At 59.6% G+C, this 16,967-nt stretch carries 12 protein-coding genes; 4 read left to right on the forward strand and 8 right to left on the reverse strand.

What is annotated here, in order from left to right:
* Nucleotides 1–479: 479 nt before the first annotated feature.
* On the reverse strand, nt 480–1,403 hold the full coding sequence (locus tag ABIB51_RS17895; RefSeq protein WP_502916171.1) for a glycosyltransferase family 2 protein: 924 nt from the start codon (nt 1,401–1,403) through the stop codon (nt 480–482).
* Between the two features lie 649 nt (nt 1,404–2,052).
* Between ABIB51_RS17895 and ABIB51_RS17900 the strand changes: the two genes are divergently transcribed.
* From ABIB51_RS17900 to ABIB51_RS17910, 3 genes are read left to right on the forward strand one after another with little or no spacing between them, the layout of a single operon-like run.
* On the forward strand, nt 2,053–2,208 hold the full coding sequence (locus ABIB51_RS17900) for a hypothetical protein (protein ID WP_354190428.1): 156 nt from the start codon (nt 2,053–2,055) through the stop codon (nt 2,206–2,208).
* Nucleotides 2,209–2,265: 57 nt separating this feature from the next.
* Nucleotides 2,266–2,826 carry a transposase gene (locus ABIB51_RS17905; RefSeq protein ID WP_354190430.1) on the forward strand — a complete coding sequence of 187 codons (561 nt, stop codon included), beginning with the start codon at nt 2,266–2,268 and terminating at the stop codon, nt 2,824–2,826.
* Nucleotides 2,805–2,939, forward strand: a complete 135-nt coding sequence (locus tag ABIB51_RS17910; RefSeq protein WP_354190432.1) for a hypothetical protein — start codon at nt 2,805–2,807, stop codon at nt 2,937–2,939. The genes ABIB51_RS17905 and ABIB51_RS17910 overlap by 22 nt, the downstream gene beginning before the upstream one ends.
* 269 nt (nt 2,940–3,208) lie before the next feature.
* Here ABIB51_RS17910 and ABIB51_RS17915 read toward each other — a convergent pair whose 3' ends face one another.
* Nucleotides 3,209–5,578 carry a CDP-glycerol glycerophosphotransferase family protein gene (locus ABIB51_RS17915; protein ID WP_354190434.1) on the reverse strand — a complete coding sequence of 790 codons (2,370 nt, stop codon included), beginning with the start codon at nt 5,576–5,578 and terminating at the stop codon, nt 3,209–3,211.
* 259 nt (nt 5,579–5,837) lie between these two features.
* Between ABIB51_RS17915 and ABIB51_RS17920 the strand changes: the two genes are divergently transcribed.
* Nucleotides 5,838–7,403: a glycosyltransferase gene (locus tag ABIB51_RS17920; protein WP_354190436.1), complete on the forward strand. Its 1,566-nt coding sequence runs from the start codon at nt 5,838–5,840 to the stop codon at nt 7,401–7,403.
* Between the two features lie 69 nt (nt 7,404–7,472).
* On the opposite strand, the gene ABIB51_RS17925 is transcribed toward ABIB51_RS17920, so the two are convergent.
* The 6 genes from ABIB51_RS17925 to ABIB51_RS17950 form a co-directional block, all read right to left on the reverse strand.
* Entirely contained in the window at nt 7,473–8,411 is a 939-nt protein-coding gene (locus ABIB51_RS17925) for a glycosyltransferase family 2 protein (RefSeq protein WP_354190438.1), read from the reverse strand.
* Between the two features lie 273 nt (nt 8,412–8,684).
* Nucleotides 8,685–10,538, reverse strand: coding sequence for a fibronectin type III domain-containing protein (locus ABIB51_RS17930; protein ID WP_354190440.1), 1,854 nt, complete (start codon nt 10,536–10,538; stop codon nt 8,685–8,687).
* 250 nt (nt 10,539–10,788) lie between these two features.
* The gene (locus tag ABIB51_RS17935; RefSeq protein ID WP_354190442.1) at nt 10,789–11,511 is read right to left on the reverse strand and encodes a transposase; all 723 of its coding nucleotides are present in this window, start codon (nt 11,509–11,511) and stop codon (nt 10,789–10,791) included.
* A 5-nt stretch (nt 11,512–11,516) separates the two neighbouring features.
* A complete protein-coding gene (locus ABIB51_RS17940; protein WP_354190444.1) occupies nt 11,517–12,008 on the reverse strand; it encodes a transposase family protein in 492 nt (163 codons plus the stop codon).
* A gap of 219 nt (nt 12,009–12,227) precedes the next feature.
* Nucleotides 12,228–16,058 (reverse strand): CDP-glycerol glycerophosphotransferase family protein, encoded by a 3,831-nt coding sequence (locus ABIB51_RS17945; protein WP_354190446.1) that lies wholly within the window; start codon nt 16,056–16,058, stop codon nt 12,228–12,230.
* A gap of 144 nt (nt 16,059–16,202) precedes the next feature.
* Nucleotides 16,203–16,901: a phosphocholine cytidylyltransferase family protein gene (locus ABIB51_RS17950; RefSeq protein ID WP_354190448.1), complete on the reverse strand. Its 699-nt coding sequence runs from the start codon at nt 16,899–16,901 to the stop codon at nt 16,203–16,205.
* Nucleotides 16,902–16,967: the final 66 nt, after the last annotated feature.

Here is a 16,967-nt window from a genome sequence, read left to right on the forward strand (position 1 = left end):
GACGGCATGACGCCGAAACGCTACTGGGAAACCTGGACGCAAGAAAACCAATTAGCTATCGCATAAGCGCTGGACTGCTAACGGGGGCCCAACCATCACCGGCGCGGGAATCCCTTCGGCGGCAAGATCCGTGACCAGCGGGTAGATCTGTAATTGTCAGCAGCTGGCCTGAGGCCGGCTGGCAGGCTGGTGCTCAGTCCGTTGCGTGTGACTCGGGGTATATCCGACCCGCATCCGCGGTGTCTTCAAAATGACTTCCACGAGCACTAGCTCGCTAGGTCAAGGAGTCAACAAAACCGGGGGCAGTCCCGCCTGCTTGGCTATCTCCCACGCGCCGTGCCCCTGCTCTAACAGCTCAACAGCTGCACGGCGTGTTCTGATTTCATGCTAGCCACGAGGCGGCATTGGACCGTGCCTCCGAAACCTAGACTCTTACTTTTCAAGTCCAACTTTCGGGGTGCAGCTCATACTCGGCGATATCAGGACGGCGAATCGGACCACATGTTCTCTATCGTGGTTTCGTACATGCGCGCGAGTTGTGTTGTAAGAGACTGCTTGCGCATCAAATGCGGGTACTTGAGTTCGAAGTCGCCGCTCAGGGCGTCCATTTTTCCGCATCTTTCCGCGTATCGATCACCGTACATGTTGGCAATCAACTCCTCCGGCCCCACCTTGCAGTTTTGTTCCAGGATTAGACGGTACTGCGTCCGCCAGTGGGAGCCGACCGTACGTTTAGGCTGGTTGGCCCCTGACTTGCGAAGCTGCAGGGCAAACCAACCGAGCAGACTTTTCCGCAAATATTGATCGACGGAACGGATAGGAAAGTGACGAATTAGCGCAAAATCCCGCTCCGGCTTCACTGACACGCGGGGACCGTCACTTTGGGACCAGTCTCTAATATGATGGCTGCCGATACCGATGCGGAAACGTCGGCATTTAGCTGCCTCATGGAAGATCATCGACTTGTCACTTTCCGGTTCAGTGTCGGTTATGGACATGACATCAAAGAGAGACGTACCATGTCCTTCGACAACTTCGCCGGCGTACAAGTAGCCAGTGCGCGGCACGTAGAAAGCGGCTCCACTTCCGTGGGTTTCGCGGAGTGAGATCATTTCCTCGCGATCAAGCTCAAGGAACTCATCGGCATCCAGAAGGAATACATACTCAAAGTCGTTCTCCTGAAACGCTCTCCTGTACATAGCCGTCATCTTTGCGTTTTGCTTATACGCTTGATCGTCGTCGGTCGTAATCGTGAGCGCCAGGCCCTCGGCTTTCAATGCCTGCAGAATGTCCATTGTACCGTCTGTAGATAGGTTGTCTGCAATGAACATGTGGTCGATAGACCTGAGGTTGTATCGAACAAAGGCTTCAATGATGTCTTCCTCATTTTTGACCATGGTCAAGCTAACAGTCTGCACGTGTACTCCGAACTTCATTTTCTATGGCTGATCGATCGATAGCTGCTGGTGCGTCACTCGCGAACGGAGGAACGTCGAACTGCGCAGCGTTGTTATGAACGCTGGGTCCGACTATCCTCGCTAATGCTAGCAAGTAGCGGCGAGTGTCCAGGGACGGGCCCGAGGCCAAGGCATACTGTGCGCTGAGCTTGTTCGTCTGGGGCTGGTCGGCGTGTTCGACGACTTCCCGGAGCTCTTCGCTGACCGGGCGGCGTCCGTGAGCCGGTCAAGGCGCGCAGCTGCTCTTTGACTTTCCGCGTGGTCTGCGGCTCGCCGGTCGAGTCGTCGAGGTCGAAGACCCGTTGGAACCGGTCCCGGCCCCGGTCCGGGAGCGTCTCGCCGGCGCGGAGCAGCAGCCGCCCGGAAAGAGACCCCGACATGGACAATGCTACGTGCTGCCCCGGTGCGCGGTGGTGTCCGCGCGCGGGCGAGGAAGGCCTCCACGTCCTTACCGTTGACAACACCGTTTCTGAACACGTCTTCACCGTGGAGACCGGTAAGGACCTGGCGCCGTGCCGCAGTGTAGTGTGCTCTCGATCGGCCACGGCCGCCGCGTCAGCCGCCTCAACGACACGCCCGACCGTGGCCGTCCGGTGTGTCTGGACTGGTCAAGCGGGTGTGGCAGGGCGCGGATCCCGGCTGTCCTGCCGGCACGTTCACCGAAACCCACCCGCTGGCGCCGTCGAATGCGAAGCTGACGGCCCGTGCCATCATCTGGGCCACGGACGCGCTCTGCCGGTACGACACCTAGGTATATGCCCTGGCCCACCAGCTCGGCGTCTCTTGGCACACGTCGTGGACACCGGTCATGGCCGAGGTGGAACGCCGCACCACCGCCGCGGGCCGGCTCGCCGGTGTTGACGCGCTGGGCGTGGATGAGCATGTCTGGACCCATACCGGGTCCCGGGGTCCAGAATGGTCACCGTCATCATCGACCACACCTGCGACTGGCGCGGTGTCGTCCACGCTCGGCAGCTGGATCTTGGTCAAGGGACGCAGCGGCAAAACATATGCGGACTGGCTCACCGCCCCCGAATTCCGGGCCGGCATCAAGACCGCCACGCTGGACGCCTTCCGCGGCTACGCCAACGCGATTCGGGACGAACTGCCCGACGCCATCCAGGTGCTGGGCGCCTTCCACATCGTGAAGCTGGCGTCCACCATGGTTGATGAAGTCCGCAGAGGGGTCCAGCAGGACACCCTGGGGCACCGCGGGCGCACCGGTGATCCGCTCCGAGGTCCGGCGGACCCTGCAGTTCGGGGCCCAGCCTCAGAGCGGGAAACAGCCCGGCTGGACGCCACGCTCGAAGCCGGGGACCCGAACCACGAAGTCACAGTCGCCTGGCAGTGCTACCAGCAGGTCCGCTAATCTACCACGCACCGCCGGACAAGGGCTGGGACCTTGTCGACAAGGTCCTCGCAGCGTTCCCGTCCGGCCCGGTCCCGGAGATCGCCAGGCTCGGCCGCACCCTGAAGTCCTGAAAGCAGGAGATCCTCGCGTACTTCCAGACCAACTGTGCCTCGAACGGGCCCACGGTGGTCAACGGGGTCATCGAAGCGACCCGGAGGATTGCCCGGGGTTCCGGAACTTCTCGAACTACCGCTTGCGCAACCTGTTCAGTGCAGGCGGCCACCGGCCGTACCGGGAAAACCAGCCAACCATAGCTAATTACGACGAGCCGCAAGAGCGGCTAACGGATGACAATCCGGTAGCCGCTCTTGTTTTGCTTGACTAGCTGTCCTCGACGGTTTCAGCCTTTTGCGGGGGCGTCCCGGAGTTCGAGGATGCGGGAAAATACTTCCATCGAGGACTTTGGATTGTCCCAGGGGTTGAACTCTTTACGCCAGGCGGCATACGCCTCGTGGTACATTTTGTGGCCCTCCGGGAGGTCCTTAAGGGCTTCAATCACTTCTTCGCGGGTGTGGCACAGGGGACCGGGTGCCTTATCCGACAGGTCAAAATACACGCCCCGGCCTGATCCGGTGTAGTCGTCCCAGTCCGGAACGAAGAAGATCATAGGTTTTCCAGTAACGCTGAAGTCGAACATGATGGATGAATAGTCGGTCACCAGCACGTCGGCTGCTGCCATGAGGCCCGACGGGTCGTTGAATGACGTGACGTCAATGACACCGGCGGCTTCAACATTCTGGCCTCGCCGGAGGCTCACGGAATGACCGCGGAGGAGAACTGTGAAGTCCGGGCCCAGGGCATCGGCCATGGCGCCCGCCTGGATGAGATCAGGCGAGCCGGCGCTGTCCTCCCTCCACGTCGGCGCATAGAGGACGACTGTTTTTCCGGCTGGTATGTTCAGCGACTCGCGGACTTGGTGCCCGAGGTTGTCGACGTCGAACAACGCGTCGTTGCGTGGATAGCCCGACTGTATGATCTCTCCCGCGTAGGCGTACGCCTTCCGGAAGACCTCCGTGCTGTGGGGGTTTTGCGAAACCAGCAGGCTCCACTCATTGGCCTCCCGCTCGATTTTCGCCACGCGACCTGCTTTTACCCTTGAGCCCGGCCGGTCAAGTCCAAGGAGTTTCAACGGTGTTCCGTGCCACGTTTGCACGAGGACTTGTTCCGGGTGCCGCTCAAACCTATCCGGCGCCCAGCAGTTCGTGATGACAAATTTGGACTCGGCAAGTGCCTTCCATGATTTGCCACTGTTTCGTACCACCGGGATGGCGCCGTCCGGCAGTGAAACTGACAGGTCCGCCACACTTACGTAAAGATGCGCGTCGGGAAGCCGTCGCCGGGCTTCCTGGAAGAGAGCCAAGGGGCTGTCGGAGAAGTTTTTTCCGAACCAACTTTCGAAGTAAAAGCTGTCGGGCTGCAGGTCGGCTTCTTTTCGACTGGCACTGCTCAGCGTTCGCTGGTTGTACTCACCCAACTCTTGGGGCAAGAGGGGCGGACTGATGTTTACATAAACTTCATTGGCGGGAGAGCGCTCCAGACGGACGTTGAGGCGTTCAGAATAATGGGCCCGATACAGGCTGGCGGTCAACGCCTTGGCGGGCCGCAACCGGAGGTACGATTCGTCGTCGAACTGAACTCCAACGCGGTAGCCGCCTGATGGAACCGCAATGGGGCCCGTCTCCGACGGCTTGACGAGCGGGACGGAAAAAATAAAGCGACCCGCCTCATTGGTAATGAGTGTCCCGGGCAAAGTGTCGCGCTGCCCTTCGAGGGACAGGCTGACGGGCCTTGAGCACTCTCCGGCGTAAGTCCCTGTGATCGTCAGGTGGGGGTTAGGCGAGGGGTAGAAATCCACGGCATTTGCCTCGACATTGTGCTGCAAACGGTCCAATCGAACCACGCCGCTTGGACCGGCAGCCAAAACGAGCCCATCCTCGCGCTCACTGACGGGCGTGAGCAGATTGTTCCAGTGGACGAGCCTGCGTTGTTCACCGGCCTCCAGATAGAATCGCCAGGTTTCCGGACTATCTGCCTCGAGTCCCGGAAGGTCTGCCATATTGAAAGCGAACTCGACCCAGCTTCCCTCCCGCGCAAACGATGACGTGTGAACCTCGCGTTCCGAATCGTCTCTGAGAACAGCCAGATCCGGGGTGAAACGCGCATCGGTCTTGACCCAGAACTTAAGATCTGCGCCTACGAATGAGACGGCATGGGCGACCGCAATACGGCTTGCAATCTTGAATTGCAACCCGTCCGCACTCCAGCTTGGGACGACTTGCACGCCGTTTTCGAAGCCACACGCCTCAAGTGCACCAGCCGATCCCCATCTGTATCTATTGGTGAGAGTTGATTCGTGCACCTGTCGACCGTCAGAAATGGACACATGAGCTGTCAAGACATTGCCGCGCGCCGAGGCTTCTGCCAAATGGCTGTCGAAGTCGAACACTGCCTCAAACGCGCACCCGGAAACGTCCACAGACGGGTTGGAGCTCCCGTCGTTGGCCGCGGGATCCGTGTATGGGCGCACCAACGCGTTCGTGCGACGCCCCTTGTCGTCCTGCAGCCAGGCCTCGACCTCCGTTGTCGCGGACTTCGACGTTCCCGGGAGCAGGTAGGCCCATAGCTTTATGGTGAACGTCCGGGCTCCCGTCCATTTGGCCGCGCGGAGTTCGGCCCTCGCGGGAAGAGCCGCTGATTCTTCCTTTTTCATCCTGGAAAGTTCGCCTTTGGTAGGTTCGTTGGTCGTTGGTTCGAGTCTACCGCGGATCAACTTTCAGCCCAGGTGACGGGCGCATACACGCTGACTCGTGACCGCGTCGTTTCGGTCAATCGACTGTTGATGGAATCTTTCAGATCCCCGTGGGTTGGTCTCCACGACCTCATCGTCAATCCGAACGGCGGCAGTTGGCGCAGTGCGCGCCGCAGCAGCAATCACGGGAAGTCCTTCATCCCAGAATAGGATGGCAGTTATGACAGATGCGAGTGTTGGCGTGGGCCCGAACGCCAGAGTGATAGTCCAGGTGATCGACAGTTTGGGCAGGAATCGTGGCGGCCTGACCCGAGCGGTCTTTGACCGGTTCCGTGCGGTGTCAGAGGGAAGACGCGCGGTCCTCGTGACCGTGGCCTTTCAAGCAGATGTGGAAGAGCTGTTCGACGAACTCAAGAAGGACGGGTCCCTTCCCGCGCACGCAGAACTAGTCAGCTTCCACCAGGACCTTCGACGTCGTAGCCGGAATTCTCCCCAGAAAATGATATTTGAGCATACGGAGTGGGAGTCGAGTCCAGCATTTCAGTCTGTATCAGAGGGTTCCGAATCATGGAGTCTTCGACGTTACTTCGCTTCGGGTGCTTTCGTTGGTCTGGTGAGCAGGGCAGCCAATGGAGAGCTGCGGTATGTCGAAAGGCACCATGACGACCGGCCGTGGCTGCGGACCTACCGCGATACAAGCTGGCCGGGGGGGTCCATAGCCAAGCGGGACTACTTCGATGACGATGGAGTTGTTCGCTTCAGGACTTACGTTGGGACGGACGAATGTCCGTACATTTCCACTTGGGTGAACCCGGGAGGATATGAATACCGGACTGTCGAGCACACGTCCGGCGATCCTGTACTGCACCACGATATGCGCTGGGCCAACTGCGCATGGCTGACCGAAAAGCTTGAGGAGTTCGGGCCGGCGGTCGTCTTCAGCGACGAGCCCCGGACGAGCTTTGCACTGGCTATCTCCTCTCCGAACGTCTTTCACGTGGTTTCGATCCATACGACTCATTACAAGAACAACCGCGACAACGCCGACGGGCTGAAGCAATGGATGAAGCATCATATGGAGTTCCTCGACAACGTCGGTTTGTTCGTCTTTTTCACGGACACTCAGCGGCGCGACTTTATCGAGGACACCGGTTGCCGCCCAGAAGCAGCGATGGTTGTCCCGCACGCAGCTCCGTTGGATGCGGGGGCCGCTTTGCAGCGCATCGTCAACCGCGTTGACCAGCAGTTCGTTACGGTTGCCCGGCTGGCTGATGACAAGCAGGTTGACCAAGCGATAAGGTCCTTTGTCAAGGTGCACCGCGAATTCCCAGCGGCCAGATACAAAATTTTCGGAATTGGGCCCGCCTCTGAATCTCTGCGACACGTCATCTCGGAATGCAAACTCGAGGGCGTAGTCACGCTCGAAGGACACACCAGCGACCCCCTCCGTCAGTTTGCCGCGTCTGACTGTTCGGTTATGACTTCACGCTATGAGGGGTTCGGGCTGGTTCTAACAGAGAGTTTCGCCTGCGGTACTCCGGTTATTTCGTATGATGTCGTCTACGGCCCCCGTGATGTGGTGCAGCACGGTCACAACGGACTGCTGGTCCCTTATGGTGACGTCGACAGACTTGCCAACTCGATGATCGAGTATCTTCGGGATCCAGGATTGAAGTCGTCGTTGCGTGCAGGAGCCGCCTCCACGGCGGCGCGCTTTGACCCTGACACCTGGAAGCAGGGCTGGTTGTCGACGGTGGCGGCTGCTGACGTCGTAACGCTGGGCTGACTATCGGTTCGGAGTTGCCAACCTCTTGCGAGCCTCCAGGAAGTGGTCAGCGCCCAGACGGGTTTGATGTCAGGACGGTACGGTGGACCACATTTTCTCGATTGTGGTTTCGTACATACGTGCAATCAGGGTCGTCAGGGACTGCTGGCGTATGAGGTGCTCGTATTTGAGCTCGAAGTCAATGGTCAGCGGGTCTCTGGTACCGAACCTTGCCCCGTAGCGGTCACCGTACAGGTTGCCAATCAACTCCTCCGGCCCCACATTGCAGTCTTGTTCCAGGATTAGACGGTATTGAGTCCGCCAGTGGGAGCCCACAGTGCTCTTGGGCTCGTTGGCTCCAGGCACGCGTAGCTGCATGGCGAACCAGCCGAGTAGGCCTTTCCGCATATATTGCGCAACGGAGCGGATTGGAAAGTGCCGGATGAGCGCAAATTCCCGCTCCGGCTTCACTGAAACACGGGGACCGTCATCTTGGGACCAGTCTCTGATGTGGTGGTTACCGTTGCCGATACGGAAACGGCGGCACTTAGCTGCATCGTGGAAGATCATTGACTTGTCAGTTTCGGGCTCAGTGTCCCTATTGGACATCAGCTCAAAAAAAGACGTTTCACGACCGTCCACGACTTCGCCACCGTACAAATAGTTGACGCGTTTCACGTAGTAGGCCGTTCCGCTTCCGTGCGCGCGGCGGAGCGAGATCATTTCCTCGCGATCGAGGTCAAGGAACTCATCGGCGTCCAGAAGGAATACATAGTCGAAGTCGTTCTGACGAAATGCCTTTCTGTACATAGTCGTCATCTTATGGCTTTGCCTTAACGCCTGGTCTTCGTCTGTATCGATCGTCAGCGGTAGGCCTTCAGCTTTCAGGGCCTGCAGGATCTCCAAGGTGCCGTCAGTGGACAGGTTGTCAGCAATGAACATGTGGTCGATAGACCTGAGGTTGTGTCGAACAAAGGCTTCAATTATGTCCTGTTCGTTCTTGACCATGGTCAAGCTGACCGTCTGCACTTGTACTCCAAACTTAGGTTACGACTGCTGATGGATGGCTGGCAGTGCGTCACTGGAGGAACCGCGAACAAACCCAACGATCCTACGAGGGCTAGGCCGTCAACCTTCGTCAATCCTAGCAAGTAGGCGGCGAGCGTGCCGGGACTGGCCCGGCGGGGTCGAGACCTCGAACACCACGACCGGGGTCCTGACGGCCACCTACGCAAACGCTCGGCTGGAGTAACGCCAGCCGAGCGCCTGCGCGATCTGCTGCCAATTCGCAACCGTCAAAAACTACGGCAAGCCGACGGTAGCAAACTGCATGTTGTGGTCCGAGGCAAACGTGCCCACATAGTTCCCGAGCGCATCAATCTTGGCGACATTCTCGTAGTACGTGACCCTCATTTTCGATGTGAAAATGTAGTCGATGTACGCGCCGCTGGTTCCGGCAGCGCCCTGGCGGACAGCGCGTTCAAAGCCGTTCCAGCTGTTGACCCGCCGGTTCACAACCTTTTCAGCGGTGGCCGCGCCGCTGGGGTACCAGCTCTTGAACGTATTGCCCAGGGGATCAACGAGACCCTGGCTCGTGATCACGTCGTAAGGCCCGTTGGCGGGTTCGGTCCACTTGTTGGAGTTCATGTCGCTGACAAGAATCACGGGCAGGGCGCCTGTGTTCTTGCTCTTGATGGTGTCCATGACTGTCTGGGCCTGCCGCTTGCGGAGGTCGTTGGACGCAGCGTCCTTGCCGATCTCAAGGTGGGCATCGGCAAAGAACACGTGCTTGCCGGTCGAAAGCTGTACCGCTTCCGCCCAGGCAACGAAACGCGGGATGTCCGCCGCGGCAACTGCGGGCAGCTCCTTGGACCCGGACCTGATCAACTTCACCGTGTTGGCGTTGTAGAAGATCTTCGTTCCGGCCGAGGCTCCCTTGTCGGCGTAGACGCAATTCGTGGGAAGACGCGAGTCGACACAATTGTTTCGGTCCGAATCGGTGAGCTTGTACGCTCCACCGGCGGCGGTGAGCCGATCCCGGAGATCCTCAAATTGTGTGTAGCCGCCCGGCCTGTTGTCGAGCCAAGTCTGCGAAGCTTCCTGAACGCCGATGATGTCCGGCATTTTGGAAACAATCGTCTGTACAACGGCGGCGCGACGTTCGGCCCACGACTTTTCCTCGGGCATTCCGTCAACGCACGTGAAGCAGTGGATGTTGAAGGAAGCAACGGACAGCGGATTGGCTACGGCCGGCAACACGGGAACTGCCGCGGTGGTGGCCTTCACGACCGGGGAATAGGACGTGATGCCCGCTCCGGTCGCTGAAATCACACGGACCTGCGCGTAGTACGCCGTTGCGGGCGACAAGCCTCGCATTTCGCCGGACGCCGAAGTAGTGGTCAGGTAGCTCGGCGAACTCATGTCCGACTTGCTGCTCAACGCGAGTCGGTACTGTGGCGCGTCGGCAACCGCACCCCAGGAGAAAGCCAAGGTTGTGGTGCTCTGGGCGGTGGACTTCAACCCTGTCGGGGGAGTGGGCGGGGCAACCAGGGTCTTCGCCGTGACAGGGGGCGAATAGGCCGTGAGGTCCGCGCCGGCCGAGTTCAAGGCCTTAACCATGACGTAGTAGGTGGTTGACGGGGTCAAGCCCCCGTAGCCACCGGTGGTGCCGGACGCGATGTTGCGGTAGAACGGCGCACTCATATCGGACTTCGTCGAGTACATGAGCCGGTACCCGACCGCGCCGGTCACCGCGTTCCATCCCATGGTCAGGTAATTGGACGTTTGGGAGGTGGCTTTGAGTCCGGTGGGGGGAGCAGGCTGGGCCGGCAGGGTTTTGGCAGCCACTGCCGCGGAATAGGCGGTGAGGTCCGCACCGGCCGAGTTCAAGGCCTTAACCATAACGTAGTAGGTGGTTGACGGGGTCAAGCCGCCGTAGCCACCGGTGGTGCCGGACGCGATGTTGCGGTAGAACGGCGCACTCATATCGGACTTCGTCGAGTACATGAGCCGGTATCCAACCCCGCCGGTCACCGGGTTCCAGGACATGCTTAAGTAATTGGACGTGGTCTGGGATGTGGTCTTCAGCCCCGTCGGAGGTGCCGTCGCGGCGACGGCGCTTTGTGTTCCCATGCCCAGAACGAGCAGTAGTGTCATGAGAATCGCTGCAGCGCCCGATCCCGGGCGTCTTCCTGTTCGCAAACGCGTCAACATCTTAGACCTTCCATAGGAGCGTATTATTGTGTTGCAGGACGTCGTTCGCCCCCGCGGAGGAAGATGTCCTGGGCATGCCATTACCGGTCCACCTCCACTACCATGCAGGCTCAATCAGCGCCTAATCGTTACAACCCTGTAGTGGCCACTGTCGGCAGGATCTTACGATTCGTTAGCAGCACGACGCAGAAGGTCAGATTTTTGCGGCCCTTCGCATGGCTTCGGTGGGCCCGTTGGAGGCGCCGTTGGTGTCGAAGTAGGCCAGGATCGCTGTTTTCCAGGCCCGCAGGCTCCGGCCGGGCCGGGCGACTTCGGGGATCGGGCAGGTCGGGAACGACGCGATCACCTCGGTGACCAGTTCCCTGCCCCGGTCCGGGCGGGCGTGGTAGATGTTGCGGAGCCTCTGGTAGCACTGCCAGGCTATGGTGACTTCGTGGCCGGGGTCGCCGGCGGTGAGTTTCGCATCGAGTCTGCCGGCTTGTTTGTCCGTGAGGTGTTCGGCTCCGATCTGCAGGGTCCGGCGGATTCCGTAGAGCGGATCTCCCTTGCGGCCCAGGTGGCCCAGGGTGTCCTGCTGGATGCGGCGGCGGACCTCATCGACCATGGTGGATCCGGGCTTTACGACGTGGAATGCGTCCAGAACGGTGATGGCTTCGGGCAGTTCGTCGCGGATCGCGTTCGCGTAGCCGCGGAAAGGATCCAGTGCCGCGGTTTTGATCCCGGCGGTGAATCCGGCGCCGCGTGCTTTGAGCCAGTCGGCGTAGGCCTTCCCGGACCGTCCCGGAACCAGGTCCAGCAGCCGGGCAAGAACCCCACCCTGAGCGTCGCGGGTGTGGTCCACGATGCCGGTGACCATGCCGGTCCCGGGCGGACCGGTGTGGGACCAGACAGGCTCATCCACGCCGAGCGCATCCACCCCCGTCAGTCTGCCTGTATCAGCGATCCGCCGTGCGGCTTCAGCCCGTATCCCGTCCCAGGCAGTGTGCCAGGACACCCCGAGCTGGTGGGCCGGGGCCGACACCGAAGTGTCGAACCACTCGAGCGCGTCGGTCGCCCAGCCCAGGACACGGCGCGGGCCGTGAGTTTCGCCCGGGGACCGGCCAGCGGGTGCTCTTCGGTGAATGTGGTCCTCGGACAGCCCGGGTCCGGGCACCGCCAGAGACGCTTGGCCCACAGCAGCCGCACCGGGCCGCCGAAACAGGGAATGTCGTGGAGCCGGACCTGCCGGCGGCCATGGCCCACGGCAACGACGCCGCAGTCCGGGCAGCCAGTGACGTCCTCCCCGGTTTCGACGCCCAGCACCAGTCCGGTCCCGGATGTCGTGACGGAGTTGACGTGGATGCCCTCGACGCCGAGCAGCGCATCCGCGCGCGTGCACCACCGGCCGTCGGAGCAAGACAGAGAGTTATTCATGTCAGGGTCTCTTTTGGATATTGGTTGCTTGGTCGCTACCAATTCAAAGAGGCCCTGACCTCTTTCCCGCCGCACCACGCCGCACAGGAAACGGCCAACGCCACGGCGCCAGCCTCAGACCGCCCTAACCACGCTCAAATGCGAAGGGCCATTTTTGCCCTTCGGCCACAACAAGCGGACCACCCCGGCCCAGTGAGAGATATTGGCGACCGGGCGGAGTCAGTTCGAAGACGAGAGGTCGAAGCTATCGGTAGCGGAAACGGCCGCGAGGTCGAGTTCAGCCGGGAGCGCAGACTGCACGAACTGGGCGTGCGCCTCCTGTTGATACTTCGTAATATTAAGAACCCGCGCAGGGACCGAGCCCTCAACGTACTGCTGCAGGCCCTTGAGCAGGCCGTCCACTGAATTCTCAACAAGTAGTCCGTACCCGTCTTGAAGGACGTACCTTGCCCCGATGATGTCAGTGGAAATTATGGGCTTCTTGAGCGTGAGGGCTTCCAGCAGCACCATGGGCTGGCCTTCGTGGTTTGAGGAAAGCACAAAGCAATCCGCGCGGGCAAGAGCCGGGAAGGGATTGCTTCGGAGGCCAGCCAGCAAGACGTTGTTCGTTAGATCAAGGGCAGCTATCAGATGCTCGAGAGTCTGCCGGAGGGGTCCGTCTCCGAGTATCACCAGGCGGCTGGTCTGGTCTATCTTCTGGAATTCACGAAAGGCGCGGATGAGCTTTTCGTGATCCTTTTCCGGAGACATCCGGCCCAAAGAGATGAAGGTCTTGAAGTCAGGTGAGAACCAATCCAGCAAATCGTCGTCCAGATCAGCATCGGCCGACTCCAGTGTCTTGGCAGGGTTAATCTGGTTCACCGCGTGTACGAACCTCTCGTCTGCCAGTGACAGCAGCGACCCCAGATGATCACGGTTTTCTTCGCTTATGACTTCGGACACGGAAACGAGGGCATCGTAAGCCGGATAAACGCGGAAGATCGCTTCAAGGTGCGGGAATCTTCCCAACCATTCGCTACGCATATCGTTGTGCAAAAAAGCTACGCGGCGCGAAGGCCTGGGCGCAGACGCCATAAGGGCAGTCCAGAAAGTGGAATATCCTTCAAATTCTATTACAGACGTGAACTTATGCTGCCCGAAGAGTCGGGTAAACTCTCGTTCGAATGAACGCTGGTAGATTTTCATTTGCGCATCATTTGTCAGAACTCGGTGTTTGTTGAGGCGATCCACGACCAATTTCTCTTCTGGGGTGAAAAGTTGGCGTCCCACTCTGCCGATGACCCGGACGTTAGGGGGGAGCTCCTCGAACTTTTCCACTCTTTCCGGATGTGCTGCCGTATCATCAACCGGCAGCACGACCGTGACATCGAACTCGTCAGGGTCGATGTGGGTCAGCAGGTTGAGTAGCGACGATGTGATTCCGTTAGGAATGAAGCTGTGGTGGAACAGAAGGGATTTCTTGGCCACGGCTTTAGTCAGTTCGTCGGAATTGTTGCCGAAGAAGAAGAAATCCACGGCGCGGGCGGACGCATTTCCATCTTCCCGTGGACAATATTTCTCGACCAACGTAGCGTGGATCTCGTCCTGACCGCCATTTGATATCTGCTGCGAAATAATCCCAACAAGTTCATCGATTGTGTTGGCGGTAGGTAGACCCATTGCGCTTGGATCTATGTAAAGACCGCGTTCATCGCGATACTCGTCGAGGTCGTAGGTGTACATCGCAACGGGTTTGCCGGTGGGGAGGAAGTCAAAGACAATGCTCGAGTAGTCAGTGATGAGTACATCGACGACGGCGAGGAGTTCATTGGTTTCGATGCTCTCAGGAACGATCGTTACGCTGAGGTCCGTACCGGCCAGCAGTTCCTGCGTCCTGTGGTGGGCGCGGAAAATCACATTGCAATCCAGCTCTGCCAGCCTGCCCAGGTCGGACCTGAGTCGCTCCAAGTCGAAGTGCGTAGAATTCAAACCTCCGCGCCATGTCGGTGCGTACAAGACGATTTTACGCGAATCGGACGCCGGTATCCCCAGTGTGCGCCTCAATCTGGCGCGAGTCGCATTCGAAGCGTTGAGCGTTCGGTCGACTCGCGGGTAGCCCGTAACTGCCAGGCGCCCGGACATCATCGTGTCCACATCGTAGCGACGCGTCAAGATGTCCGCCGTGAATTGATTCGCTGCCAAAACGTGGGTCGCGTGGAGGAAATTCCGCGCAACGTTCTTGTGCTCGAGGAAACCAGTCCCGATGTCTTTGCCGAGGGTTTTCAGCGGAGTGCCGTGCCAAGTGTTCAGGTACTGCTGGTCTGCTCGAGCGGCGAAATAGGCAGGAAAAGTGACGTTGTTAATGAGGTATTTGGCAGTAGCCAGATGTCGCCTGTATCCCGCACTATTGCGTGTGATAATTGCGACGTTCGGGTGTGTCTTGACGGCGCTCGGGACATAAACCTTGTCGTTGGCTACCCACACGTGAAGGTAGCCGTCAAATTCCTCACGGCGGGTTAATTCCTCGAAGATCGCCAAGGGATTGCAGCTGATGGAATCGCCGTGGAAGCTTTCGTAGAGAACGACATCTTCCCTAAGCGGTAGATTTTCCCGCCACGACGTGTAGTACATGACGTCGAGAAGAGCCTTGTCTTTTCGGTAGCCCGTCGTATCAACCCCATGGGCATCATCAAACACTCTGCTCATCCGGAAATTTGCCGCTGCTGACTTGAAGTCGTTTGCGAGTGTCAGGGCTTTGCCGAGCCGGTAATACCAATCCGAGTGGACCTCGTTGCTGCGATCTATCGCAGCCTGATAGGCAGTCGAGGCCTGCCGATACAGGCCCAGGGCTGCGGCTTTCTCAGCAACGGCCATGCTGGCGAGCGACGACGGATTTCGCAGTGCTGCTTCAAGAGCGTCGTCGACGTGTTTTTCGGCGTAGCCTGACAGCGCATTTCGACGGCCACCGAAGGCGTCGACGTTCTCATTCAGTTCAGGTTTGGCTTTCAGGTGAGCTTCGCAAGCTTCTTCATAGCGTTCCAGGTGTTCGAGCACGAATCCGCACCGGTAGGCCCAATAGGCGGAGGATTTCGAACTTGCCGCAAGGCCAAACGCGTATGCCTCGGCGGCATCTGCCCAACGCTCCTGGCGTTCGTAAACGAACCCCCGTCGATAATGCCACGAAGCCTCCGCGGGGTTCATTGCGGTTGCCCGGCGGTACATGTCGGCCGACGCTTCCCACTCATAGCACTTTTCGAGCGCGTGTGCCGCTCGATACGCAAGCGCCGCGTTGTGGGGCCGATGGCTCAGTTCGTCGGCATACGCATTCGCTGCCCGTAGCCAGTCGCCGACCTGCTGGTAGAAGACTCCAATGCCGAACGAAGCGGCGTTGAGCTTCGTGTCCAGTGCGACGGCCGTGGCGAACAGCGCCGCCGCCGTCTCGGGATCCCCGCTCCGTTCCCTGCAGGAGCCCTCCCTGAAGTGAATTTCGGCCGAGCTCGGATCCAAACGGTTGGCTGCAGAGTAGGCGTCGGCAGCTTGCTCGTAGCGGTTCATGGCCTCGCGCGCTTCGCCAAGCCGAATGTGCCATGCTGCACCGGCACCGTGAAGCTCGAGACCGGTCTCCAGCACCTGGATTTCTTGCCAGCGCTGACCTGCGCGTTTGTATCCGGCTGCGAGAGCTGAATGATCTACTGCTGGCCCACCGGCAATTGTGTCCACCGCAGTGTCGCTGGCTGGCTCAGCCCGCCCATGTGGTCCAGACATGGGCGGTGCCAGATCCGGGAGTGATTTCGAGACGCCGACAGTGACCCCTGAATCGCTCCGCAGAAGCGTGAGGCGTTCCCGCCAGACGTCGTTGTCCGGTTCCATGGAGACAGCCTCTGCGAGAAGCTCGTGGGCCTCTTGCAGGGCGCCGAGCTGCAGCAGGGCCAGGCCGTAACGGAAGACGACGGCACTTTCTCCGTTATGCCCGTTGTGATACAGGTTCCGGTACCCCTCGAGCGCGGCCGGCCAGTCGCCGATGATCTCAAACTGGCGCGCGGCAGCGAACGCAGCTTCCCAGGTACTCATTGATCTCCGTAGCGTTTTCCAGCAGTGACAGTTCGCTGGGTGGTTCGGTCATTCTTGACCCGCCGTGTGGCTGGAGAAACCAGCCACACGGTACGGATCAGCTTCGCGGCACCGTCGACGCGCAGGGTGGTTAGACCACCGTGTTCAGATGCTGGCGTTTGCGCGGACCAGGTCGTCCGGGAAATCGACCTCAACGGCGTAGAACTCGCTGATGTCCACGGGGGTCCACTTGACGTCGTCCTGCTTGATGGTCAGTTCGATGGCGCCCTCGAAGTAGTCCTGGTCGTCGACTTCAATCAGGCGCTTGAGGAACTTCTTCTTGTCCTTGGAGCTGACGTAGTTGATGCCGACGGCCTCGCCCTGGGCAACATCCGCGGGAACCCGCTTGGAGAGCTCCTGGATCTTGCCGTCGGCGTCGGTGGTGTACTTGACTTCCTCATCGGAGACCGAGGAGACGTCGACCGTGATGAATGATTCATCACGCTTGATGTAGGGCGCCAGCAGATCCAGAATGTCCGGATCGAAGACGACGTCGCCGTTCATCCACAGCACGCCGCCCTTGGCGGAGTTGCGGATCGCCTTCAGGAGGCTCTTGGAGGTGTTGGTCTGGTCAAAGTTCTCGTTGTACACAAAAGACGCGTTGGGAACGTGCTCGAGAATCATCTCGAGCTTGAAACCGACGGCAATGGTGAGGCGCAGCCGCTTGCCAAACTTATTCTGCAGGTTCTGGACCTGCTGGTGCATGATGGTCCGGCCATCGTTAAGTTCGGTCATGGGCTTCGGGTGCGGACGCGCCAGCCGCGTTCCCATACCGGCGGCAAGAATTACGGCCTGGATTTTCATGTGTCTTTTTCCTCTTCGACGAGCGAACCTTATGGCGGGAACGGCGAGCCGTGGCATCACTCGAGA

It is taken from the genome of Arthrobacter sp. UYCu712 (assembly GCF_040547005.1).
Taxonomy (GTDB): Bacteria; Actinomycetota; Actinomycetes; order Actinomycetales; family Micrococcaceae; genus Arthrobacter.

Coding starts and splice junctions, on each gene's coding strand:
- ABIB51_RS17945 (WP_354190446.1), bottom strand. CDS start 16,058: ATGAGTACCTGGGAAGCTGCGTTCGCTGCCGCGCGCCAGTTTGAGATC.
- ABIB51_RS17930 (WP_354190440.1), bottom strand. CDS start 10,538: ATGACACTACTGCTCGTTCTGGGCATGGGAACACAAAGCGCCGTCGCC.
- ABIB51_RS17905 (WP_354190430.1), top strand. CDS start 2,266: ATGGCCGAGGTGGAACGCCGCACCACCGCCGCGGGCCGGCTCGCCGGT.
- ABIB51_RS17950 (WP_354190448.1), bottom strand. CDS start 16,901: ATGAAAATCCAGGCCGTAATTCTTGCCGCCGGTATGGGAACGCGGCTG.
- ABIB51_RS17920 (WP_354190436.1), top strand. CDS start 5,838: ATGACAGATGCGAGTGTTGGCGTGGGCCCGAACGCCAGAGTGATAGTC.
- ABIB51_RS17940 (WP_354190444.1), bottom strand. CDS start 12,008: ATGAATAACTCTCTGTCTTGCTCCGACGGCCGGTGGTGCACGCGCGCG.
- ABIB51_RS17915 (WP_354190434.1), bottom strand. CDS start 5,578: ATGAAAAAGGAAGAATCAGCGGCTCTTCCCGCGAGGGCCGAACTCCGC.